At 51.7% G+C, this 22,667-nt stretch carries 19 protein-coding genes; 11 read left to right on the top strand and 8 right to left on the bottom strand.

Annotation, left to right across the window (positions count from 1 at the left end; translation table 11 throughout):
- Positions 1-250 precede the first annotated feature (250 nt).
- Positions 251-1,348, top strand: a complete 1,098-nt coding sequence (locus NY07_RS17090) for a branched-chain amino acid aminotransferase (RefSeq protein ID WP_033540572.1) — start codon at positions 251-253, stop codon at positions 1,346-1,348.
- A gap of 52 nt (positions 1,349-1,400) precedes the next feature.
- On the opposite strand, the gene NY07_RS17085 is transcribed toward NY07_RS17090, so the two are convergent.
- The 5 genes from NY07_RS17085 to NY07_RS17065 all read right to left on the bottom strand — a co-directional run bounded on the left by NY07_RS17085 (position 1,401) and on the right by NY07_RS17065 (position 6,446).
- The gene (locus tag NY07_RS17085; RefSeq protein WP_033540571.1) at positions 1,401-1,820 is read right to left on the bottom strand and encodes a hypothetical protein; all 420 of its coding nucleotides are present in this window, start codon (positions 1,818-1,820) and stop codon (positions 1,401-1,403) included.
- A gap of 223 nt (positions 1,821-2,043) precedes the next feature.
- Positions 2,044-2,736 carry a GntR family transcriptional regulator gene (locus NY07_RS17080; RefSeq protein WP_052125879.1) on the bottom strand — a complete coding sequence of 231 codons (693 nt, stop codon included), beginning with the start codon at positions 2,734-2,736 and terminating at the stop codon, positions 2,044-2,046.
- Positions 2,737-2,956: 220 nt separating this feature from the next.
- Complete coding sequence (locus NY07_RS17075) at positions 2,957-3,904, bottom strand: acyltransferase (RefSeq protein WP_033540569.1); 948 nt, start codon at positions 3,902-3,904, stop codon at positions 2,957-2,959.
- A 24-nt stretch (positions 3,905-3,928) separates the two neighbouring features.
- Positions 3,929-4,813, bottom strand: a complete 885-nt coding sequence (locus NY07_RS17070) for an acyltransferase (protein WP_033540568.1) — start codon at positions 4,811-4,813, stop codon at positions 3,929-3,931.
- A gap of 112 nt (positions 4,814-4,925) precedes the next feature.
- Positions 4,926-6,446: a YifB family Mg chelatase-like AAA ATPase gene (locus tag NY07_RS17065; RefSeq protein ID WP_033540567.1), complete on the bottom strand. Its 1,521-nt coding sequence runs from the start codon at positions 6,444-6,446 to the stop codon at positions 4,926-4,928.
- Positions 6,447-6,771: 325 nt separating this feature from the next.
- Between NY07_RS17065 and NY07_RS17060 the strand changes: the two genes are divergently transcribed.
- Positions 6,772-8,103: a hemolysin family protein gene (locus NY07_RS17060; RefSeq protein WP_033540576.1), complete on the top strand. Its 1,332-nt coding sequence runs from the start codon at positions 6,772-6,774 to the stop codon at positions 8,101-8,103.
- Here the strand turns inward: NY07_RS17060 and NY07_RS17055 are convergent.
- The 3 genes from NY07_RS17055 to ilvY form a co-directional block, all read right to left on the bottom strand.
- Positions 8,100-8,933 carry a GGDEF domain-containing protein gene (locus NY07_RS17055; protein WP_052125878.1) on the bottom strand — a complete coding sequence of 278 codons (834 nt, stop codon included), beginning with the start codon at positions 8,931-8,933 and terminating at the stop codon, positions 8,100-8,102. The genes NY07_RS17060 and NY07_RS17055 overlap by 4 nt on opposite strands.
- Positions 8,934-9,117: 184 nt before the next feature.
- Positions 9,118-9,924, bottom strand: a complete 807-nt coding sequence (locus NY07_RS17050; RefSeq protein WP_235363958.1) for a substrate-binding periplasmic protein — start codon at positions 9,922-9,924, stop codon at positions 9,118-9,120.
- Between the two features lie 69 nt (positions 9,925-9,993).
- On the bottom strand, positions 9,994-10,878 hold the full coding sequence (ilvY, locus tag NY07_RS17045) for an HTH-type transcriptional activator IlvY (protein ID WP_033540565.1): 885 nt from the start codon (positions 10,876-10,878) through the stop codon (positions 9,994-9,996).
- Positions 10,879-11,060: 182 nt separating this feature from the next.
- Here ilvY and ilvC point away from each other — a divergent pair, with 182 nt between their 5' ends.
- The 9 genes from ilvC (at position 11,061) to NY07_RS18950 (ending at position 22,573) form a co-directional block, all read left to right on the top strand.
- A complete protein-coding gene (ilvC, locus tag NY07_RS17040) occupies positions 11,061-12,542 on the top strand; it encodes a ketol-acid reductoisomerase (RefSeq protein WP_033540564.1) in 1,482 nt (493 codons plus the stop codon).
- Positions 12,543-13,039: 497 nt separating this feature from the next.
- Entirely contained in the window at positions 13,040-14,713 is a 1,674-nt protein-coding gene (gene ilvG, locus NY07_RS17035) for an acetolactate synthase 2 catalytic subunit (RefSeq protein ID WP_033540563.1), read from the top strand.
- On the top strand, positions 14,710-14,979 hold the full coding sequence (gene ilvM, locus NY07_RS17030) for an acetolactate synthase 2 small subunit (RefSeq protein WP_033540562.1): 270 nt from the start codon (positions 14,710-14,712) through the stop codon (positions 14,977-14,979). Before ilvG ends, ilvM begins: the two co-directional genes overlap by 4 nt.
- 25 nt (positions 14,980-15,004) lie before the next feature.
- Positions 15,005-15,928, top strand: coding sequence for a branched-chain amino acid transaminase (locus tag NY07_RS17025; protein WP_033540561.1), 924 nt, complete (start codon positions 15,005-15,007; stop codon positions 15,926-15,928).
- Positions 15,929-16,047: 119 nt separating this feature from the next.
- Complete coding sequence (ilvD, locus tag NY07_RS17020; RefSeq protein ID WP_033540560.1) at positions 16,048-17,898, top strand: dihydroxy-acid dehydratase; 1,851 nt, start codon at positions 16,048-16,050, stop codon at positions 17,896-17,898.
- Between the two features lies 1 nt (position 17,899).
- Positions 17,900-19,450 (top strand): threonine ammonia-lyase, biosynthetic, encoded by a 1,551-nt coding sequence (ilvA, locus tag NY07_RS17015; protein ID WP_033540559.1) that lies wholly within the window; start codon positions 17,900-17,902, stop codon positions 19,448-19,450.
- A gap of 231 nt (positions 19,451-19,681) precedes the next feature.
- Complete coding sequence (locus NY07_RS17010; RefSeq protein ID WP_033540558.1) at positions 19,682-20,824, top strand: pyridoxal-phosphate-dependent aminotransferase family protein; 1,143 nt, start codon at positions 19,682-19,684, stop codon at positions 20,822-20,824.
- Positions 20,825-21,247: 423 nt separating this feature from the next.
- Positions 21,248-21,718 (top strand): Hsp20/alpha crystallin family protein, encoded by a 471-nt coding sequence (locus tag NY07_RS17005; RefSeq protein WP_033540557.1) that lies wholly within the window; start codon positions 21,248-21,250, stop codon positions 21,716-21,718.
- Positions 21,719-22,009: 291 nt separating this feature from the next.
- A complete protein-coding gene (locus tag NY07_RS18950; RefSeq protein ID WP_052125877.1) occupies positions 22,010-22,573 on the top strand; it encodes a TetR/AcrR family transcriptional regulator in 564 nt (187 codons plus the stop codon).
- The last annotated feature ends 94 nt before the right edge of the window (positions 22,574-22,667 follow it).

The following is a 22,667-nucleotide window of genomic DNA, read 5'->3' as shown; positions in this document are numbered from 1 at the left end:
TTTAGTCCCCGCTTATCCGCGATGAACCAATAAAAAGCCCTCGATAGGATCGAGGGCTGGGCCAAAATTGTCATCACTGTGGTGAGTTAGCCTCGTCGGAATGAAGAGATAACCCCCGTGGCATCAGGCCTTCTCTGTCTAAAAATCTGTACTGCGAGTCAGTTGAAGAATTTGCTGCTACCCCGCCTATGGCTTGACTTTCAAGCAGGTCATACATAGTCTGCTAGATCAGTCTTCAAGGTGGTATGAAATGCAAATAAACTATAACTTAAAACCTGCGTCTGAACGCCGTACAGAACAGTTTGAGCCGGAAACCAATGTGGGCTTCGGCAATCTGAGAACTGATCATATGTTTTTGATGGATTACCGCGATGGGGAGTGGCGAGATCCGAGAATTGTACCTTACGGGCCTTTTGAGATGGCGCCCGGTGCAATGGCACTGCATTATGGTCAGTCAATCTTTGAAGGCGCCAAGGCCTTTATGCATGACGACGGTGAGATCTACTCCTTCCGCTTAAAGAAAAATGCCGAGCGCCTCAACTGTAGTGGCGAGGTCTTGTGTATTCCTGAGGTGCCAGAAGCGATGCAGCTGGCCGGTATTAATGCCTTAATTGATGTCGATAGGTTGTGGTTCCCCATGCAAGAGGGCGCCTGTCTCTATATTCGTCCCTTTGTGTTTGCCACCGAAGATAGGCTGTCGGTAAGCCCAAGTCAGCAGTATACCTTCTGTGTCATGTTAAGCCCGAGTGGCGCCTATTATGCAGATGGTTTCGATAAAGCGATCCGTTTGTTGATCACCGAGCGTTTTCATCGCGCCGTGTCTGGCGGCACGGGTGCATCTAAGGCGGCGGGTAACTATGCTGCGTCGCTTAAAGCCGGTAAGGCGGCTGCCGAATATGGCGCGGCCCAGGTGTTGTATCTGGATGCCAATAACAAGCAGATAGAAGAGGTGGGGGCAATGAACCACTTCCACGTGCTTAAAGATGGCACCATTATCATTCCTAAGTTTACCGATACGATTTTGAAGTCCATTACCTCTCAATCCATCATGGAGTTAGAGAAGGAGCTGGGTTGCACCGTGCGTCAAGAGACAGTGATGTTAGAGCAGTTTATTGCCGATATCGAGTCGGGAGAGATTATTGAAGCCGGTGGTTTCGGGACCGCTGCAGTGGTATCGCCGGTGGGTTCCTATATTTTTGAAGATCGTCGGGTGCTAACGGTAGGCTCTGGTGAGGTAGGTGAACATACTCGCCGCATTTATCAGGTTCTGACGGATATTCAAAAGGGTAAGCGTCAAGGCCCCGAAGGCTGGATGCAAAAGGTTGAGCGCGTCGCGCCTAACTCTTGAGTTTGATATAAAAAGGGCGCCTATTAGGCGCCTTTTTTAATTGAACACTCTTTTAATTGAACACTACGGTCGCGGACACTCTAACCGGCTGCGCGGTTTTATTATCGACGGTGGCATTAAACCTCTGCTCGCTAAACCTCGCCAGCAAAAGCTCTTTTTGTTGTGCAGTCATCGCCAGCTGTTCATGGTCTATGTCGAGATCGACCAGTTGCCCCGCCTGATTAATGCTAAAACGTATATTGAGCTGCTGCTGATTAGATTGATAATTAAGCAGGTCTTGCCAATTGAGCGTGTTGTCTTGAATTACCCAGTATTTGCTAAGTTGGGTTGGGGTGACCTCAAGGTAATCCCGTGATGTTTGTGGGGTGCTGTTGAGTTGGCAACCGCTGATCATAAGGGGAAAGGCGATAGCTGCGACCAAGCGAGCAAATGATGACTGCTTGAGTCTACCGATAAACGTAACTGGGTTCAAAACTACTATTCTCTGCTGATGCATAGCTATGCATTTAAGGTAATCATTCAGGCGGGCAATTATATTAACATTTTATTAAAGTTAATAGTCAAATTTATGACACTCACAACAAAATGACTCAAATGATACAAAGTGTTACGTCCAAAAGAAAAGGCCTTGCCGGAAGGGAGGGGCAAGGCCTTTTCGAGTCGATGTCAACGAATATTCGCTGGCATGAACCTGGTTAACGCTGCTCTGCTTGCAGCGCCTTGAGTCGTTTCTCTGTGTTTATCCTGCCTTGCTCGATATGACGACGCATTAGTAGGCTGGCGAGCTCGCCGTCACCTTCGGCGATAGCATTGACTATATTTCTGTGTTCGGCAATCGCCCTGGTGGGCCGGGTCTCGCTGGTGCATTGGTAGCGGTACATGCGCAGCAGATGGTATAGGTTACCTATAAGTGTCTCCTGCAGGTGTCGACTGCCACTGGCGCGTATAATGCGATAGTGAAAATCCACATCGCCATCTTGTTGAAAATAGGTATCTCCCTTGGCTAGGGCCTCTTCCTGATTATCCATCAGACTTTGCAACTGCATCAGTGCCGCAGGGGTAATATGTTGCGCCGCTAATTCGCAAGCCATCCCTTCGAGCACACTGCGAAGACGATAGAGATCGTTGAGCTCCTCAATCGACAGCTGAGCCACTCTGGCGCCAACATGTGGCACTCTCACCACCAAGCGGCGGCGCTCTAGTGTCAACAAAGCTTCGCGAGTCGGGCCGCGGCTGATGCCATATCTTTGTGCCAGCATCTGTTCATTGATCTTGCTGCCTGGGACGAGCTCTCCCTTGATGATACTGGTCTGGATAGCCTGTAGTGCCTTATCGGCTAAGGTGAGCGCCGGCGGAGTGTCGGATAAGGCTAATGATTCAAGAGGCATCTCAGGGCTCAAACATAAATAAAGTCAGTAAACAAATTAGTGCTACAAGCCATTATTGTCAACAATATGCTTGTTGAACTTAAGTCTAAGTCAAACTTTATACCTGTTTTTTTTATGCTGTTTTATGGAAAGGCGCTTCTTTGGTTTTGCTATTTTTGTCGACAATAGGTATTAAAAAGCCGCCTTGGGTGGGCGGCTTATCATGCGTGCCAAGATGAGGCTAGCGGCTCTCAGCCAGCGAGGCGGTCTCTTTTGTCACCAGGCGGTCAGAGTTGTAGCGGGTTAAGATCTGATGGATCTGCTCATCCTTTTGCTGCCAAATACCATTGAGCCACCGCTGGAACTGGGCACGGCATTCTGCATCGTTGAAATATTGCTTATCGTCCACCTCAGGCACTGGCATAGATTCGATGCGGACCACAATACGTTTCACCTTACCGTGCATCACTTCTGATAGCGTGTTGTCGGCCGAGTCAGGGTAGACCAGGGTGACGTTCAGCAGGCTGGTAAACTGCTCGCCCATGGCAGAAATGGTAAAGGCGATACCACCGGCCTTGGGCCGCAGTAGGTAACGATACGGCGAGCGTTGACGTGCCTTCTTCTCGGTGGTGAAGCGACTGCCCTCAACATAGTTGATGATAGAGGTGGGCATAGTCTTGAACTTTTCACATGAACGACGTGTAGTGGCTAAGTCTTTCCCCTTAAGTTTGGGGTTTTTACGTAGTTGCTTGGCGCTGGTGCGATTCATAAAGGGCATATCCAATGCCCAGCAGCCTAATCCTAAGAAAGGCACATAGAGTAACTCTTTCTTTAGGAAAAACTTGAGCATGGGGATATTGTTACGCAGCACATAGGTGAGGGCGGCAATATCGAATCCGCTGAGGTGATTGCTGATCAGCAAATACCAACCATCTTTCTTTAAGCCTTCAAGCCCTTCGATATCCCACTCTATCTTGGCGATCAAAAACAAAATGCCGCCATTGCAGCTGGCCCAGCTCCACATACAGCGATTCATCAGGTGAGTGATCCCGGTTCGTAGCGGGGCGATTGGCAGCAGGAGTTTGATTAAGCCGCCAACGCAGATTAAAGAGCTCCATAACACAGTGTTGATGATCAACAGGGTTAGGCTGAGCGCAAATAGGAGGGGTCCGGGTAAAAAATTTAGCATCGTTCTAAAGCACCTTATCTGCGGTTATTGCTGCGCCATTTTCGTTAACATGGCGTCCTTTTCTTGCCAGATACGATTGAGTTGTTCCTGAAAACTGATCTTGTAGGCGCGATCATTGAGGTAGTCGCCACGCATCTCAGGGGCGATTTCGCTCACCTTGATGTGGACTCTGACCTGTTTGACCCGGCCGCAGATATAGTCCCAGTAACTGGGTGTGTTGTCTGGATAATAGATGGTCACATCTACCAGTTTATGGATTTGCTCGCCCATTGCCGAGAGCGCAAAAGCCATACCACCAGCTTTAGGCTTGAGCAGGTGGTTAAATTCTGAGTTTTGTTTCTTGTGCTTTTCAGGGCGAAAGCGAGTGCCTTCGACAAAGTTCATCACGCTGACTGGTTTAGTCTTAAATTTGGCGCAGGCCTTACGGGTGATCTCAATATCTTTCCCTCTGAGCTTAGGGTTTTTACGCAGTTGGGCACTTGAGTATCGACGCATAAAGGGGAAGTCCAGCGCCCACCAGGCAAGTCCCAGCACAGGAACGAAAATAAGTTCTTGTTTAAGAAAGAACTTTAAGAAGGGGATCTTGTGGTTGAAAACACGCTGTAGGATCAAAATATCTACCCATGATTGATGATTAGCAATCACCATATACCACTCTTTGGTGGAGAGGTTGCTGTCACCTTCGATCTTAATCTCTACCGGATGAAACAGGCGCTCAATAAAGGTATTAACGCTGATCCAGGCGGTCGCACAGTGATCCAGCAGATAACTACATAGGGTGCGCATAGGTGCGATGGGGATAAGTTTTATTATACTTACCAATAAGATAGGTATTACCCAGAAGAGAGTATTGATTACATAACAGCTAAAAGCCAAGCTGCCTCTTATTAGTGATAACACTGCGCCCATTAAAGCCCCCATAAAAATTCGGAGACCTATGTTACTCGCCTGAGCCATTTTGCTCAATGTTATCCTGTTCAATCTGCCTTTATAGCCCAGAAAAAGCTGAAAAAATCCTCCGTTAATAGGGATTCTTCAAGCTATTAAGCAGTCTATCCATGGCGCGATAGCCAAGTGCCTGGGCGATATGGTGGCGGGCGACAGTTTCGCTTTGTTCCAGATCCGCTATGGTACGGGCGACGCGTTGCAACCTGTGATAGCTGCGAACAGATAACCCCAGTTGATTGACACTCTGCTCGAGAAACTCGAGATCCCTTTGACTGATCCCTGCCGTTTGTGTGAGCTGCGTGCCGGTGAGTTCAGCGTTGAGTACGCCTGCGCGGCACAGTTGACGCTCCCTGGCTTGATGTACCCTTTGGGCGACAACCTGGCTTGGCTCGCCCTGTTGGCTAGTGGTGAGCGTGCCTTGGGGGAGGCGTGGTACCTCTATGGTGAGATCGAAACGGTCAATAAAGGGGCCGGAGAGCCGTGACAGATAGCGCTGTATTTGATCGCTTGTTGCTCTGGCGTTTGCGCTGTCACCGCAGGGGCTGGGGTTCATGGCGGCGATCAGCTGAAAACGGCTGGCGAAGGTCAGTTTGGCGGCGGCGCGGGAGATCACCACTTCACCCGTCTCCATGGGTTCACGCAGGCAATCGAGCACCTTACGGGGAAATTCGGCCACCTCGTCGAGAAACAACACGCCCCTGTGGGCCAGGGAGATCTCACCGGGTTTAGGATGGCTGCCGCCGCCCACCAGTGAGATGGCTGAACTCGTGTGATGAGGGCTTCGAAAAGGCCGTTGGTAAAATTGCTCCTTAGGGATACTCTGCCCGGCGACCGAATGAATGGCGGCAACTTCTAACGCTTCGTCGTAATCCAATGGCGGCAGCAACTGCATCATGCGACTGGCAAGCATGGTTTTCCCCGTGCCGGGTGGCCCTAGAAACAACAGATTATGATTGCCAGCAGCGGCGATTTCCAGGGCGCGTTTTGCCTGGTACTGGCCGATCACATCACTTAAGCATTTGCCTGGCGCCCTGGGAGTTGAATCTATCCAGTGCAGATCTTGGCTGAGGCCGGGAAGTGAGCCTTGTCCGTGCAGGTATTCGCTGAGCCCTTGTAGGTGTGCGGCAAAATGGCTTTTCTGATAACCCACCAGCTCGGCATCGTCGCGATTTTCCAGGGGAAGCACTAAGGTTTTGTCCTGTTTGCGCGCATCGATGATCGCCGGCAATAGGCCGGGGCAGGCACGTATATGGCCCGATAAGGCAAGTTCACCGATAAATTCGTGATCGCTTAAGTGGGTGTCTGGCACTTGCTTGGAGGCGGCCAGTATGCCGATGGCGATGGGCAGATCATAGCGGCCCCCCTGTTTGGGGAGGTCGGCTGGCGCCAGATTGACCGTTATTCTGCGTTGAGGAAACTCAAACCCGGCGTTGATTAGGGCGCTGCGCACCCGCTCCTTGGCCTCTTTTACCGAGGTCTCGGGAAGGCCCACTAAGTTGAAGGCGGGTAGCCCATTACTGAGGTGCACTTCCACTGTGACTTCGGGGGCTGCCACGCCCAAACTGGCGCGCGTGGTGACGCAGGCTATGGCCATAAACAAATCCTTTTGTTTTTATTATTAAACCTTTTTCGACTAAGTGTAGCACAAGGCTTTTTTAGCGCCTTTGCTCAAAATCTAGTTGCCTATTTTAGGATTTCTGATAAAAGGTGCTCCACGTTCTCAGCCGTATCTTATCGCGGCGCTATTCCCGCCATTTTGGCATCTTGAGGTGGTATCTCAATCACGTCTTATGTAGGCATAAGTCACTATAATTGTCGGCGTCTTCATACTGCTTACATCATCTAGGGTTATTTTTGGCATTGCTCCAGCCTTGAGGAGCGCCTTGGCCGTGGTCGGCCGCAATGAGGTTAGGTTTAACATGAGTCTATTCGATAATATTCTGATTATTATGGTGCTTATTGCCACCAGCTGTTTTTTTTCCATGTCTGAAATTGCCCTGGCGGCGGCGCGAAAGATCCGTCTGCGTCAGATTGCTGATGAGGGGGATGAGCGGGCCCAGCGCGTATTGCTGCTACAGGCTCACCCCGGCAGCTTCTTTACCGTGGTACAGATAGGCCTGAATGCGGTTGCCATCATGGGCGGTATTGTGGGGGAATCGGCTTTTACCCCTTCGATTAAGGCTGCGCTACTGCCGTTTCTCGCCGATCCTTGGCTTAGCCAGCTGAGCTTTATCTTGTCCTTTATCATAGTGACCAGCCTGTTTATCTTGATTGCCGATCTTATGCCTAAACGGGTTGCCATGGCGATGCCCGAGCAGGTGGCCTTGGTGCTGGTGGGTCCTATGACTTATTGCATTAAGTTACTCACCCCCTTGGTGTGGGTGTTTAACGGTTTGGCGAATGTGATCTTTCGAGTGCTGCAGATCCCCACGGCGCGTAACGACCAGGTGACATCCGATGATATCTATGCCGTGATGGATGCTGGTGCCGAAGCGGGCGTGCTTGATAAGGGTGAGCAGCAGATGATTGAGAACGTGTTTGAGATGCAGACAGTGCCAGTCACCGCTGCCATGACAGCGCGGGAAAGCCTGGTCTATTTTCTGCTGCAGGACGGTGAAGAGGTGATAAAAAGCAAGATTGCAGAAGATCCCCATACCAAATTTTTGGTGTGTGATGGTCAGCTCGATTCGATTAAGGGAATCGTTGATGCCAAGGAGTTGTTGATTCGGGTCATCAATGGTCAGAGTATCGAACTCAAGGACACCTCACTGGTGCATAGTTGTTTGATTATTCCCGATAGTCTGAGCCTGTCTGAGTCGATGGAGTATTTTAAAAATCACAGAGCCGATTTTGCCGTAGTGATGAATGAGTATGCGTTGGTGGTGGGCATAGTGACCACCAATGATCTGCAGAGCGCCGTAATGGGCGCCTGGTCGCTGCATGAGAGTGAAGAGCAGATCATCGCCAGGGACAAAGATTCCTGGCTGGTGGACGGCGTAACCCCCATTACCGACGTGATGCGAGCCTTTGGTATTGAGGCCTTCCCCCAGAGCCAGAACTACGAGACTATCGCAGGCTTTATGATGTTTATGCTGCGTAAGATCCCCAAACGCACCGATTATGTTAATTTCAGCGGCTATAAGTTTGAGGTGGTTGATATCGATGCCTATAAGGTGGATCAGCTATTGGTAACCCGCATTCCTGCCGAGGCGATCTTACCTATAGCGCCGAGTATCGAGGCAGTGCACTAGCCTCTTAGCAGATCTAGCGACTGTGGGATATCTGTGATGGGAGAGAAGGTCTCATAGTCGCTGTTGTTCTGTTTACTGCGATACATGGCGATATCGGCATTTTTCATGAGAGTCTTCCTGTCATCGCCATCTTGTGGGTAGAGAGCAATACCTATGCTAATGCCGATGGCGAGTAGATGGCCTTCGCAGTGAATATCCTCAATGACGACTTTTTGGATCTGTTTAGCCAGTTGTTCGGCCTGGCTCAGTTCGCTGCTTGGCAGGAGCACTGCAAACTCATCGCCCCCTAAGCGAGCGGGTAACGCCTTTGATGGCACAGCCCGTTCGATACGATAGGCAATGATCTCGAGCACCTTGTCGCCTGCGTCGTGGCCAAGATTGTCGTTAATCATCTTAAAGTCATTGAGATCCATCATCATAAAGATAAAAGGATTACCATTTCCCTTAATCTGTTGCTCCATCGACTCATAGAGCATGTGACGGTTGGGAAGATCGGTAAGAGAGTCGTGATAGGCTTGGTAATGCTTATCCTCTAGTGTGTCCTGCAGTTTGATGATGGTTTTCTTGCTCATTTTGACCACCAGCCAGACAAAGCTACCGCCGGCGGAAAACACCAGGGAAACCACGGTTTCCAGTGGCCCGGTTTCCCGATGGAGCAGCATCCAGAGAAAACCTATATAGCCAAGAATAAACAACCCTATCATCAATAGCAGCAGATTCCAGCCTTGAGACTGCGCAGGCTTAAGCAGGCAGATCTGATAGGTAGGAATGAGCGAAGCGAGCAACCCCATCAAACCGAGAAGTACGATAAAAATAGCAAAGGCGGTCATGTATCCCCCTTTCAGGGCTTATTGGCGTCGAGTGTGTCGGGCCTTGGCATGGAACTCTACGTTTATTTGTGAGATCAAAAGTCCGTTAGATTCGCCAACCGCTTGAAAGTCTTGTGGCTGTTAAGTCGCTATTAAGTATAGGCGAAGTTGGCTATAAAGTAGGATCAAGCGGCGATCTTCTCAGCTACTTAATTTGGTTAAGTAGCTGTAAATGGTGTTCCAATAAGTTTTGCAGTTTCCCCTCTTTGTTTAGCCTATCTACCTTGGTATCAAATAGCTGTTTGATGGTCTCTTTGTGGGGCGAGTTTTTAGAGATCAACATATAAAAAGGCTCGGGCTGAGTGTCAGGGGTAGAACGACCGACCAGGCGCGCCGCAAATTCATCCATCTTATTAATGGCCAAGGTGCCTGCCAGTGTCTCCTTTCTGGCAAGAAAGAACTGGCAGCGCTTCTTGGTTAACATGTCTGGTAAATGAGATAGTTCGCGGATTTGAAACAGATGAAAGTTTGGACTCAGACCAAAGTTGTCATAGTTGAAATTTTTGATGCCGCACACGTTGCCATATTCTTTGAGCTGTTCTAAACGCTTAACCTGCACGCCTTGGGGAAAGTCACTCTTTAGGTAGTAGTAGCTGGGGGTGAGGTAATAGTATGGCGCCGAGATAAGATAATCACGCTGGCGCTCATGATTGAGTGAGGCGCTCATGGCCGCATCCACGGCTCCTTGTTTAACCTCCTTTAGGCAGCGGTTCCAGGGGAGGGCAATCACCTTGTGCTGCAATAGGGTCTCTTTGAAGGCGAGATCTAATATATCTATGTCGTAGCCAATGCTGCGGGGCTCGACACTCTGGGCGCGATCGAAATAGTTAAAAGGGGAAAATTCGGTATTTTCGACACAGATAGTGACAGAAGCCTTAGCCCATGTGGGCAGCGACAAGATGATTAAGATGAGGCCGCTACATAAGTTCCTCGCTAAGCTTCCCCATTTCACTATGGCTAACCCCTTGAAAATACGTTGATGAAATCAGTATAGCAGAGCTCCGCCTGATGCAATCTTTGGTTAGGCGACCTCGTTAAGTTCTTCGACAAAGGCGGCGATCACGGGTTCGTTTTCGCGGCTTTTCTTACTGCAACAGCCAAGCTCAAAGGGTGGGATGGCCACCGGAGAACTCAGTTGTTGGATCCTGTCTTTTACCGGACTGTTTTGGATCACCACTTCTGGGGTGATACTCACCCCACAGCCCAGAGCCACCATAGAGGCGATCGCTTCCTGGCCCGAGACCTGGGCATAGACATTAGCATTGAGCCCAAGCTGCTTGAACCAATTCTCGATTCGTTGTCGCCCAGGGCCGTGTTCCGGCAGGATAAAGGGCAGCCTGTCCCAGGGAATATAGGGTTCGGTTAAAAGTTCTTGGACGGCACATTTGAAGGTGGGGGCTATGATGGCCAAAGGCACATTATCTATCTTTATGAAATGCAGGGATTCCGGCAGTGATTCTGGCTTGGCTGCAATGCTGATGTCGGCGCGATTCTGGCGCACCATCTCCACCGCATTGGCGGCATCCCCTGTGGTCAGGGCGATCTCAACCAAGGGGTGTTCATTACGAAAGCGATCCAGCAGCGCCGGTAGATGACTGTAGGCTGCCGTGACCGAGCAATAGATATTGAGGCGGCCGCGCAGCAGATCCTGTTTGGGATCCAGTCTGTGTTTCAGTTTGCTCCAGTTGTCCAGGGTCTGCTCGGCGAAGTGGCGATATTCGACCCCTGCGTTGGTTAACGTCACGCTGCGATTATCCCGTTCGAACAACTTGGCACCGACCTCCTCTTCAAGGCGCTGCATGGCGCGACTGAGAGTTGAGGGGCTGACATGCATCTGCTGGGCGGTGCGCGCGAAATGCAGGCTATTGCTCAGGTGCAGATAGAGTTTGATGGTACGAATATCCATGTTCCCGCCTCGCTTATTCGTCTTGCTTTAGGAGATACCTGTGTTGCATAAAACGCAACATGATGTTTCGAATATATCATTTTAAGCAATAAATAACATGGGCTATAGTTGATCGCAATCACAGCTTGGCCAAGGCGGTTGAGCCCATTTTCAACGATTTCGTTTTAAAGGTAGGGAATCTGATGGCTAATTACTTTAACTCTCTGAATTTACGCCAACAATTAGAGCAGCTTGGCCAGTGCCGTTTTATGGATCGCAGTGAATTTAGTCAGGGCTGCGACTATATCAAAGGCTGGAACATCGTCATCTTAGGCTGCGGTGCCCAAGGGCTTAACCAAGGTCTTAACATGCGCGATTCGGGCCTGAATATCTCTTTTGCCCTGCGTGAGCAGGCGATTGCTGAAAAGCGCGCCTCTTATCAGAAAGCCACAGGTAATGGTTTCCGCGTTGGCACCTTTGAGGAGCTGATCCCTGATGCTGATCTGGTGCTGAACCTGACGCCTGATAAGCAACATACTGATGCCGTCAATGCCGTGATGCCACTAATGAAGCATGGCGCGGTACTTTCCTATTCTCACGGCTTTAATATAGTGGAAGAGGGGATGCAGGTGCGCCCCGATATCACAGTTATCATGGTGGCGCCTAAGTGCCCGGGTACCGAAGTGCGCGAAGAGTATAAGCGTGGTTTCGGTGTGCCAACTTTGATTGCAGTGCATCCTGAGAACGATCCTAAGGGTGACGGTCTGGAAGTCGCTAAGGCCTATGCTAGCGCCACAGGCGGCGATCGCGCCGGTGTGTTGCACTCTTCCTTCATCGCCGAGGTGAAATCAGATCTGATGGGCGAGCAAACCATCTTGTGTGGCATGCTGCAAACCGGCGCCATCCTAGGTTTTGAAAAGATGGTGGCCGATGGTGTAGAGCCAGGTTATGCCGCTAAGCTGATCCAACAAGGCTGGGAAACCACCACAGAAGCGCTTAAGCATGGCGGCATCACCCACATGATGGATCGCCTATCTAACCCAGCCAAGATCAAGGCATTCGAGATGGCCGAAGAGCTCAAAGTGATTCTTCAGCCATTGTTTGAAAAGCATATGGACGACATCATCAGTGGTGAGTTCTCTAAGACCATGATGGAAGATTGGGCCAACGATGACGCTAACTTGCTGAAGTGGCGCGCCGAGACCAATGAGACTGGCTTTGAGAATGCGCCAGAGTGTGATGAAGCGATCGACGAGCAGACCTACTTTGATAAGGGGATCTTCCTGGTTGCCATGATCAAGGCGGGTGTGGAACTGGCCTTCGATACCATGGTATCGGCTGGTATCGTCGAGGAGTCAGCCTACTATGAGTCGCTGCATGAGACGCCGCTGATCGCCAATACTATTGCCCGTAAGCGTCTGTATGAGATGAACATAGTGATCTCAGATACCGCCGAATATGGCTGTTATCTGTTTAACCACGCCGCGGTGCCATTACTGCGTGACTATGTTAACCAGATGTCTCCCGAGTACCTGGGTGGCGGCCTGAAAGACAGTGGTAACGGTGTCGATAATCTGCGTTTGATCGAGGTGAACGATGCGATTCGTCACACCGCGGTAGAGTATATAGGCGCCGAGCTTCGTGGTTATATGACCGAGATGAAGCGCATCGTAGAAGAAGCTTAACTATCAATACATTAATCCACGATTTTTTAGTGGTTGGGCCGAGTTTTATCGATTTCGAAGTGATGAAATCGAGTCGGCCTAAGAGTCAAATGAGTAGGGGAAATATCTGGTCTTGATTGGCTTGCTAGCGCGGCTCAAGATGCTTGTGATCAGGCTTTTAACAGATAGTTGCAGGTTTTGGTTGTGTTATTCGTTGGCTTTGTGGTATTGATTAAAAGGTCGGCTAAATTGAGTCGACCGAGATACAGAATTTAAGCAAACAGAGATTAGGAAATACAAAGACACCATGTTTAACCAAGCTGCCCTCCTCATTATTGAGATTATTACCGTAGTGATTATTAAATCACAGCGGGGGCATCGCATGGCGCGTCGACACACCTAACTCAGGTCAAGATTGCAACAAGAACCCCCGCTCCGAAAGGACCGGGGGTTTTTTGTTTTTAGCACTCATGACTTGCTTAACCCAGAAAAACACTTAATTACGCAGGATAGGGCAGATGGAACAAGGGCAGAAGATCAGAGGCGCAGACGCCGTCATCAAGGCATTGGCCGCGCATGGCGTGACCACGGTATTTGGTTATCCAGGTGGCGCCATCATGCCTATCTACGATGCCCTGGTCGGTGCGCCGGTTGAACATCTGCTCAGTCGTCATGAACAGGGCGCCGCCTTTGCCGCCGTGGGGTATGCCAGAGCGAGCGGTAAGACTGGCGTTTGTTTCGCCACCTCGGGACCTGGCGCGACTAACCTAGTGACCGCACTGGCCGATGCCCTGCTAGATTCTGTGCCTTTGGTAGCGATCACGGGTCAGGTGTCTACCGCGGTTATTGGTACCGATGCGTTTCAGGAGATCGACGTGCTCGGCATGTCACTCTCTTGTACCAAGCACAGCTTTATGGTGACTGATGTCGAGGAGTTAGTGCCGACACTGTACCGCGCCTTCGAAATTGCCGCTTCTGGCCGTCCCGGCCCTGTGCTGGTGGACATACCCAAAGATATCCAAATCGCCCTGCTAGATTACAAGGCGCCGCTACAGGCGATACAGCCTGAGCCTGAAGTTGAACCCAGCCAGCTTGAAGCGGCCAGAGCGCTGATCGCCCAGGCGCAGCGTCCCATGCTCTACGTGGGTGGTGGTGTTGGCATGGCGGGCGCAGTGGAGCAACTGCGCCACTTTATCAAGCAAACCGGTATGCCCTCGGTCGCGACCCTTAAAGGACTCGGTAGCATAGCCCATGACCATCCGGGTTATCTTGGCATGTTAGGCATGCACGGCGGTAAGGCCGCTAACCTGGCGGTGCAGGAGTGCGACCTCCTCTTGGTGGTGGGCGCTAGGTTTGATGACAGGGTTACCGGCCGTTTGGCCAGCTTTGCCGAGCATGCCAAGGTAGTGCATCTGGATATCGATATCGCCGAGTTGGGTAAACTTAGACGCCCGGATGTGGCTATCGCAGGGGACCTGCGTGAGATTTTGCCTGCGTTGGCGCAGCCACTTGAGATCGCGTCATGGCTTACCGAGGTGGCCGCATTGAAAGCTCAGCATCAATGGTGCTACGACAGACCTGGCGAGCTGATCTTCGCCCCTAAGCTGCTTAATTGTCTGGCGGGGAAATTGCCCGAGGATAGCGTGGTGGCTTGTGATGTGGGCCAACATCAGATGTGGGTCGCCCAGCATATGTGGTTCAGACGCCCGGAAGATCACCTCTCCAGCGCAGGTTTGGGCACCATGGGCTTTGGTCTGCCAGCTGCTATCGGCGCTAAGGTCGCCCGGCCCGATGCTTGTGTGGTGGCCGTCTCAGGCGATGGTTCTTTCATGATGAATGTGCAGGAGCTGACCACCATCAAGCGACGTCAGATCCCGCTTAAGATCCTGCTGATCGATAACCAGAAACTGGGAATGGTGAAGCAGTGGCAACAGCTATTTTTTGAAGAGCGTTTCTGCGAGACCGATCTTTCCGACAACCCCGACTTTGTCACCATGGCCTCGGCCTTCGATATTCCCGGACGCACTATCACTCAGGCGGGTGAGGTGGAGTCGGCACTCGATGAGATGCTTGACGCAAAGGGGCCATTCTTACTGCATGTAAGGATCGATGAGGCCCACAACGTTTGGCCTTTGGTGCCGCCCGGTGCCAGTAACCGCGACATGATGGATGAAATGGAGAAGCAGACATGATCTATAACCTAGCCTTAACCCTAGCCCAGCAACCCGAGGTGGTAGAACGTGTCCTGCGAGTGACCCGTCACCGTGGATTTAAGATAACCGAGATGGACATGCACCTGGGTGACAATGGTACCACCCGGCTCGGCATGGTGGTCGAGAGTGAACGTGCGCTGGAGCTTCTGAGCCATCAGCTGAATAAATTGATCGACGTGACCGAGTGCAAGGTGTTACCCACTGAGCAACTCGCAACACAATTAGCCCATAGTGCAAGCGCCTAAACGCAAAATAGACAGGTGAGAGAAGATGGCCGCAAAAACAGCAGAATTGATTTGGTTTAATGGAGAGATCATGTCTTGGGGGGATGCCAAGGTGCATGTGATGTCACACGCCCTGCATTATGGCACCTCAGTGTTTGAGGGGATCCGTGTTTACAACACGCCGCAGGGCCCGGCGGGATTTCGCCTCACCGACCATGTGCAGCGCCTGTATGATTCAGCCAAGATTTATCGCATGCCTGTGCCCTATAGTTTCGAGCAGACCATGCAGGCCTGTCGCGACATAGTGCTGAGCAACAAGCTCGACAGCGCCTATATTCGCCCCCTAGTGTTTTTTGGCGATGTGGGCATGGGCATCACCCCGCCGAAAGATGCCGAGTGCGACCTTATGGTCGCCGCCTTCCCTTGGGGGGCCTATTTAGGTGAGGGCAGCATGGAGCGTGGCGTCGATGTGGCCGTGACCTCCTGGAATCGATTGGCGCCCAATACCATTCCTACCGGGGCTAAGGCGGGTGGTAACTACCTTTCATCGTTACAGATCTCCACCGAGGCCAAGCGTAACGGTTTCGACGAGGGGATTGCCCTGGACGTTAACGGCCTGGTGAGCGAAGGCGCCGGTGCCAACCTGTTTGTGGTAAAGAAGAATAAGCTCTATACCCCGCCAGCGACGGCCGCTATCTTAATGGGGATCACCCGAGACACTATCATCACCCTGGCAAGAGATCAGGGTTATGAGGTGGTCGAAGAGCCTATGTCGCGTGAGTTTCTCTATCTGGCGGACGAGATCTTTATGACGGGCACCGCCGCCGAAATTGTGCCGGTACGTAGTGTCGATCGCATCGAGGTGGGGGCGGGTGGACGCGGACCTGTGACCAAGGCCTTACAGGCGAGCTTCTTCGGCCTGTTTAACGGCGAGACTCAGGATAAGTGGGGTTGGTTAGAGCGGCTTTAACCTTCCGGCTGCAAGTTTTAAGATAAGATTAGTTATTCCCCCCAGATGGCCCTATGGCGTCGGGGGCCCTATTTTCGCTCAGGTGGCCAGGCCACCTAATGCAACAGAAGGAAAGTGTCATGGCAAAATTACGTTCAGCTACCAGTACTCAAGGGCGCAACATGGCAGGAGCGCGTGCCCTCTGGCGTGCGACCGGCGTAAAAGATAGCGATTTTGGCAAGCCAATTGTCGCCATTGCCAACTCCTTTACTCAGTTTGTGCCTGGGCATGTTCACCTCAAGGATATGGGCTCGCTGGTGGCCGGCGCCATCGAAGCGGCGGGCGGTATTGCCAAAGAGTTCAACACTATCGCCGTAGATGATGGTATCGCCATGGGTCATGGCGGCATGCTTTATTCTTTGCCTTCGCGCGAGCTGATCGCCGACAGCGTCGAGTATATGGTCAATGCCCACTGCGCCGATGCCCTGGTCTGCATCTCTAACTGTGACAAGATCACTCCGGGCATGCTGATGGCGGCCCTGAGACTCAATATCCCTGTGGTGTTTGTTTCGGGCGGCCCCATGGAGGCCGGTAAGACCAAGCTGTCGGATCAATTGATCAAGCTGGATCTGGTGGATGCCATGGTGGCGGCGGCCGACGATCGCATCTCAGATGAAGATAGCGAGAAGATAGAGCGTAGTGCCTGTCCAACCTGTGGTTCTTGCTCGGGCATGTTTACCGCCAACTCGATGAACTGCCTGACCGAGGCCTTAGGCTTGTCGTTGCCGGGTAATGGCTCTATGTTGGCGACCCACAGCGATCGCCGCGAACTCTTCTTAGAAGCTGGACGCCGCGTGATGGAGCTGGCTAATCGCTATTACCGTGAAGATGATGAATCGGCGCTGCCACGCAATATCGCCAGCTTTAAGGCCTTTGAGAATGCCATGGCACTGGATATCGCCATGGGTGGCTCTTCTAATACTGTATTACACCTGCTCGCTGCGGCGCAGGAGGCCAAGGTGGACTTTACCATGGCCGACATCGACCGCCTGTCGCGTCAAGTGCCGCATCTGTGTAAGGTGGCGCCCTCGACCCCTAAGTATCATATGGAAGATGTCCATCGCGCCGGTGGTGTGATGGGTATCTTGGGTGAACTGGACAGAGCCGGGCTGTTACACACAGATGTCAGCCATGTGGCCGGCGAGAATCTCAAGGCCGTGCTGGCTAAATATGATATTGCCCAGAGTCAGGATGAGGCGGTGCATCAGTTCTTCTCGGCGGGCCCTGCTGGGATCCCGACGACCCAAGCCTTTAGCCAAAGTTGTCGTTGGCCGAGTGTCGATATCGACCGCGAAGGAGGCTGTATCCGCACCCGCGAATTTGCCTTTAGCCAAGAGGGCGGCCTGGCAGTGCTATCGGGCAACATCGCTCCCGACGGCTGTATCGTCAAGACCGCCGGGGTGGATGAAGCCAACCATACCTTCGTGGGTCATGCTCGGGTCTATGAGAGCCAGGACGATGCTGTGGCCGGTATCTTAGGCGGCGAAGTCGTTGCCGGTGATGTGGTAGTGATCCGTTACGAAGGCCCTAAAGGGGGCCCGGGTATGCAAGAGATGCTCTATCCCACCAGTTACCTTAAATCTAAGGGGCTGGGTACTTCTTGTGCGCTTATCACCGATGGGCGCTTCTCAGGTGGTACCTCAGGTTTGTCTATCGGCCATGTTTCGCCTGAGGCGGCGGCCGGTGGCACGATTGCATTGGTGGAAACCGGCGATCGTATCGAGATCGACATTCCCGCAAGGTCAATCACTCTGGCGGTGAGCGAAGAAGAGCTTGAGACGCGTCGCCAAGCCATGGAAGCGTGTGGTAAGCAGGCCTGGAAGCCGGTTAATCGTGAGCGTAGCGTGTCGCTGGCGCTGAAAGCCTATGCCATGCTCGCCACCAGTGCCGATAAAGGCGCGGTGCGCGACGTCAGTAAGCTGGAGGATTAATATGTTGGCTCTTGCCTCTCAGTCCCAGCTGGATCTTGCACACTATTATCTGCAGAAGATCTTGCTGTCGTCGGTTTATGATGTCGCCAAGGTGACGCCGCTTTCCAGCCTCAATAAGCTGTCGGCGCGCCTCGGGTGCCAGGTGTTTCTCAAGCGTGAAGATATGCAGCCAGTGCACTCTTTTAAGCTGCGCGGTGCATATAATCGTATTGCCGAGCTGAGTCAGGAGGAGTGTCAGCGTGGCGTGGTATGCGCCTCAGCGGGGAACCATGCCCAGGGGGTTGCCATGTCGGCCTCGGCGCGGGGTGTGAGTGCGGTGATCGTCATGCCTCAGACTACGCCGGATATTAAGGTGGATGCGGTGCGCCGCTTAGGTGGCACAGTCGTTTTGCATGGCCAGTCCTTCGATATGGCCAATGAGCACGCCCAGCAGCTTGCAAAGGACGAAGGTCGCATCTATGTCGCGCCGTTTGACGATGAGGCGGTGATCGCGGGCCAAGGTACAGTCGCTCAAGAGATGCTGCAGCAGCAGCGAGATCTTGAGGTGGTGTTCGTGCCTGTGGGCGGCGGTGGCCTGATAGCAGGCATCGCAGCCTATTATAAGGCGGTGATGCCCCAGGTGAAGATCATTGGTGTCGAGCCAGAAGATTCGGCCTGCCTCAAGGCAGCACTGGAAGCCGATGAGCGGGTGATTTTGTCTCAGGTAGGCCTGTTTGCCGATGGTGTTGCGGTAAAGCAGATCGGCGCCGAGCCCTTCAGGCTGGCCCGTGAGTATGTGGATCAGGTGGTGACGGTAACCTCAGATGAGATCTGCGCTGCGGTGAAGGATATCTTCGAAGATACCCGTGCTATTGCCGAACCTGCGGGCGCGCTCTCTTTGGCGGGGCTGAAGAAATATATCGGTGATGAGGGCAAGGGGCAGAAGGTGGCGGCGATTCTCAGTGGTGCCAATGTCAACTTCCATAGCCTGCGTTATGTGTCCGAGCGCTGTGAATTGGGTGAGCAGAAAGAAGCGATTTTAGCGGTTAAGGTGCCGGAGCGTCCGGGGATCTTCCTGCGTTTCTGTGAGCTGCTGGAAAAGCGAGCCATGACAGAGTTTAACTATCGCTTCTCTAGCCGTGAAAAGGCTGTGGTGTTTGCCGGTATTCGCCTATCTCACGGTCAGGCGGAGTTAGACGAGATAGTGGCGCGGCTCGAAGGCGATGGCTTTGAGGTGCAGGACCTGTCTCACGACGAGACCGCCAAGTTGCATGTGCGTTACATGGTGGGCGGTCTGCCGCCAGAGCCGCTGCAAGAGCGTCTGTTTAGCTTCGAGTTTCCCGAGCATCCTGGCGCCCTGTTTAAGTTTCTCACCACCTTGCGCAGTAAGTGGAACATCAGCCTGTTTCATTACCGCAATCATGGTGCGGCCTATGGCCGGGTGCTGGCCGGTTTCGAGGTGCCTGAGAGCGATAGCGTTGCTTTTCAGCAGTTTCTTACCGAGCTGGGTTTCGTCTATCAGGAAGAGACTCAGAGCCCTGCCTATAAGCTGTTTCTGGATAATCGCGACTAATGACTTGCGCTTTCGCGAGCGGAGACAAACTTTCACTTTTAAAGGGCGCGATGGCGCCTTTTTTTATGTTATCTTGCAACAGATTTAAAGCAATAAGATGCCAGTCATGGCACGAAAGTAACTGTTCATCCGTAGGGTGGTGATGGCATTTGTCATAATTCCATCATCAATTAATCAGACAGTTAGCCTTAACCCTTACTTCTCAAGCTCAGGCTTGATAGAGGACATGAGATGTTAGCAGCACCTAAAGTTATCCCTTTTAATCCCCCGCGTAGAACCTTGATGGGCCCGGGCCCGTCGGATGTCTATCCCGAGGTCCTGGCGGCGCAGGCAAGGCCAACCATAGGCCACTTAGATCCCTTGTTTGTCGGCATGATGGATGAGCTTAAATCCCTGATCCAATATGCGTTTCAAACCGAAAATGCCATGACCTTAGCGGTTTCAGCCCCTGGCAGTGCAGGTATGGAAACCTGTTTTGTTAATCTGGTTGAGCCGGGTGAGAAGGTGATTGTCTGCCGTAACGGCGTATTTGGCGAGCGTATGCGCCAGAATGTTGAGCGCGTCGGTGCCACGGCGGTGGTGGTGGATAATGAGTGGGGCACACCGGTATCACTGAGCGATGTCGAGGCGGCGCTTAAGGCCCATCCCGATGCCAAGTTTCTTGCCTTCGTCCATGCTGAAACCTCAACCGGGGCGCTGTCGGATGCTAAGGGCCTGTGTCAGTTGGCCAAGGCCCACAACTGCCTGTCGATTGTCGATGCAGTGACTTCTCTTGGCGGTGTCGAGCTTAGGGTCGATGAGTGGGGCATAGATGCTATCTATTCGGGCAGTCAAAAGTGCCTCTCCTGTGTGCCAGGCTTGTCGCCAGTGTCATTCTCGCCGGCGGCGGTAGAAAAGCTGAAGGCGCGTAAGACGCCGGTGCAGAGCTGGTTTTTAGATCAGAGCCTGGTCATGGGCTACTGGAGTGGCGAACAGGGGGCTGGTGGCAAGCGTAGCTATCATCATACGGCGCCTGTAAATGCCTTATATGCGCTACATGAGTCGCTGCGTCTGCTTGCCGAAGAAGGGCTGGAAAATGCCTGGGCGCGCCATAAAGCTATGCATGGCTTACTGCGTGACGGCTTAGAAAACTTAGGCCTTAAGTTCGTGGTCGAGGAAGGCTCGCGCCTGCCACAGCTTAACGCGGTTTATATTCCTGAGGGGGTAGACGATGGCGCGGTGCGTAAGCAATTGCTTGAGGAGTATAACCTAGAGATAGGCGCTGGATTAGGCGCGCTGGCAGGCAAAGCCTGGCGCATCGGTTTGATGGGGTTTGGCGCGCGGCGTGAAAATGTCGCCCTTTGCTTGAGGGCGTTGCAGGAAGTGCTGCGTTAGCTACGGACTCAATTGAATTAAAGGGGGCTTTAGCCCCCTTTTTGTTGGCTAGCGAAAAGCGGTTTTTAACAAGGTCTTGAACCTCAGCTTTGTCTCATGTTGAGTGGCATGCATCAATCGTCAGATATCAGAGTTTGGTAGCTTTAAATCATTGTTATTCATAGTTTTACACTGATTAGTGCTCTTCGCGTTTTAGACTGGCGTTTAGCGCATATTTTGTGCCTAATCGGCGGGGTGAAAGTCACTTTTTAAAGCTGTTTTGATCTGGATTAATTGACCTGCAAACAATGCTTAGTTGCCCGTGAAAAGTGCGGGCTAACAACTAAAATTAAGGTATGGGAGCCCAGAGGGCTTACGCTTTGGGCTGTTTGTAAATCCTCTGAATCTCTCGCTATGGAGATTCAGCCGACAAAGGAGCTTGTTATGCGATCTTTCTTCCCCTCCATCTTTCATAAAGATGATCCGCGAACCGCTCTGCATTCGCGGCTAGACAACGTATTCGATGATTTTGCTAAAGATTGGTTAACGACTTGGCCTAATGCACGTGCCGAGCTAGGCGTCATGCCTGCCATCGATGTTAAAGAGTGTGCCGAATATGTCGAAATCAAGGCAGAACTGCCTGATATGGAAGAGAAGGATATCGATGTCGACATTCGCGGTAACTATCTCACCATCAGCGGTGAGAAGCGTCATGAGCAGGAGAAAGATGAAAAAGGCTACCACTTGAGAGAGCGCTCATTTGGATCTTTCCAACGGCAGATCCCATTAGGCTTCAATATCGATGCCGATAAGATCACGGCGAAGTATAAGAAGGGTGTGCTCGCCATTCATGTACCTAAACCTGCCGAGTTGCAACGAGATGCGAAGAAGGTAAAAGTCGATTTCCACGAATAGCAAGTCAATCGAAAGTCAGCCAAAAGGCGCCAAATTGGGCGCCTTTTTTATCGATTTATATTAACTGATGCGAGCAGAGGGCTGGTGGAAAATCAGCGGCTTAGTCAGAGTTTACCAATAAAGGATCGCGGCCGCGCTAAGTATGCTTGCGATTGAAAACATCTTCAATGATGATGCAAAACGCAATGAGGTCGTTAAGTTTGATAAGCACCAGTAAATATAAACTTGCTAGTGTAGTTTATGTAGACTTGGTTTAAAAAGTTAACTCGCTCAGAGCTTAAACGCGCCGCCATTGTCGACGCGGCCAGTGTTGAGTTTCAAAACAAGGGATTTAGTCTGGCGAGTATGGACGAGATCGCCAAACGTGCCGATGTATCAAAGCGCACTGTGTACAATCACTTTCCCAGCAAAGAAGCGTTATTTAGTGCCATCATGCTTGAGATGATGGCGATGCTGTGTGCGTTCGAGGTTGTTCCTTATCGCGCCGATGAAGATTTGGCCGTGCAGTTGACACAATTAGTGCAGCATGAAATTAAGCTGCTCAGTGCCAAAGGTTTTATTGATACGTCTAGGGTGATTATTGCCGAGGCAATTCATAAGCCTGAATTGATTCAGGGTGCCATGTCAGAATTCACAAAGCAGGAGTCTCCCTTGGCGGGCTGGTTTAATCAGGCGATTGCTGCAGGGGCGCTCAAGGCTGCGAATAGCGAAGTATTAGTTATTCAGTTTACCGCAGTGATCAAGGCGTTTTGTTTCTGGCCACAGTTGATCCAAGGTGAGCCACTGCCTAGCCAAGTTAAGCTCGATGAGATCACCCAAACTGTGGTCGAGATGATCATCAAGCAGTACACCTAAGCCGGGTTACTTGGCTATTGTCTTGAGTTCAAAGGTTAAAGAAAAGCCTAGTCATATTGCTATAACCAGGCTGTTGTGGAGTACTATCTTTGGC

Source organism: Shewanella sp. ECSMB14101, assembly GCF_000773485.1.
GTDB classification, from domain to species: Bacteria; Pseudomonadota; Gammaproteobacteria; order Enterobacterales; family Shewanellaceae; genus Shewanella; species Shewanella marisflavi.
The sequence above is the reverse complement of the archived record's forward strand: the minus strand, read 5'-3'. Positions and strand labels throughout refer to the sequence as shown.

Excerpts from the sequence above, each read along its gene's own strand:
- NY07_RS17065 (WP_033540567.1), bottom strand. The coding sequence starts at position 6,446 with ATGGCCATAGCCTGCGTCACCACGCGCGCCAGTTTGGGCGTGGCAGCC.
- NY07_RS17080 (WP_052125879.1), bottom strand. The coding sequence starts at position 2,736 with ATGCCTCTTGAATCATTAGCCTTATCCGACACTCCGCCGGCGCTCACC.
- ilvA (WP_033540559.1), top strand. The coding sequence starts at position 17,900 with ATGTTGGCTCTTGCCTCTCAGTCCCAGCTGGATCTTGCACACTATTAT.
- NY07_RS17075 (WP_033540569.1), bottom strand. The coding sequence starts at position 3,904 with ATGCTAAATTTTTTACCCGGACCCCTCCTATTTGCGCTCAGCCTAACC.
- NY07_RS17060 (WP_033540576.1), top strand. The coding sequence starts at position 6,772 with ATGAGTCTATTCGATAATATTCTGATTATTATGGTGCTTATTGCCACC.
- ilvD (WP_033540560.1), top strand. The coding sequence starts at position 16,048 with ATGGCAAAATTACGTTCAGCTACCAGTACTCAAGGGCGCAACATGGCA.
- NY07_RS17070 (WP_033540568.1), bottom strand. The coding sequence starts at position 4,813 with ATGGGCGCAGTGTTATCACTAATAAGAGGCAGCTTGGCTTTTAGCTGT.
- ilvG (WP_033540563.1), top strand. The coding sequence starts at position 13,040 with ATGGAACAAGGGCAGAAGATCAGAGGCGCAGACGCCGTCATCAAGGCA.
- NY07_RS17005 (WP_033540557.1), top strand. The coding sequence starts at position 21,248 with ATGCGATCTTTCTTCCCCTCCATCTTTCATAAAGATGATCCGCGAACC.
- ilvY (WP_033540565.1), bottom strand. The coding sequence starts at position 10,878 with ATGGATATTCGTACCATCAAACTCTATCTGCACCTGAGCAATAGCCTG.
- NY07_RS17025 (WP_033540561.1), top strand. The coding sequence starts at position 15,005 with ATGGCCGCAAAAACAGCAGAATTGATTTGGTTTAATGGAGAGATCATG.
- NY07_RS17055 (WP_052125878.1), bottom strand. The coding sequence starts at position 8,933 with ATGACCGCCTTTGCTATTTTTATCGTACTTCTCGGTTTGATGGGGTTG.
- ilvC (WP_033540564.1), top strand. The coding sequence starts at position 11,061 with ATGGCTAATTACTTTAACTCTCTGAATTTACGCCAACAATTAGAGCAG.
- NY07_RS17010 (WP_033540558.1), top strand. The coding sequence starts at position 19,682 with ATGTTAGCAGCACCTAAAGTTATCCCTTTTAATCCCCCGCGTAGAACC.
- NY07_RS17090 (WP_033540572.1), top strand. The coding sequence starts at position 251 with ATGCAAATAAACTATAACTTAAAACCTGCGTCTGAACGCCGTACAGAA.
- ilvM (WP_033540562.1), top strand. The coding sequence starts at position 14,710 with ATGATCTATAACCTAGCCTTAACCCTAGCCCAGCAACCCGAGGTGGTA.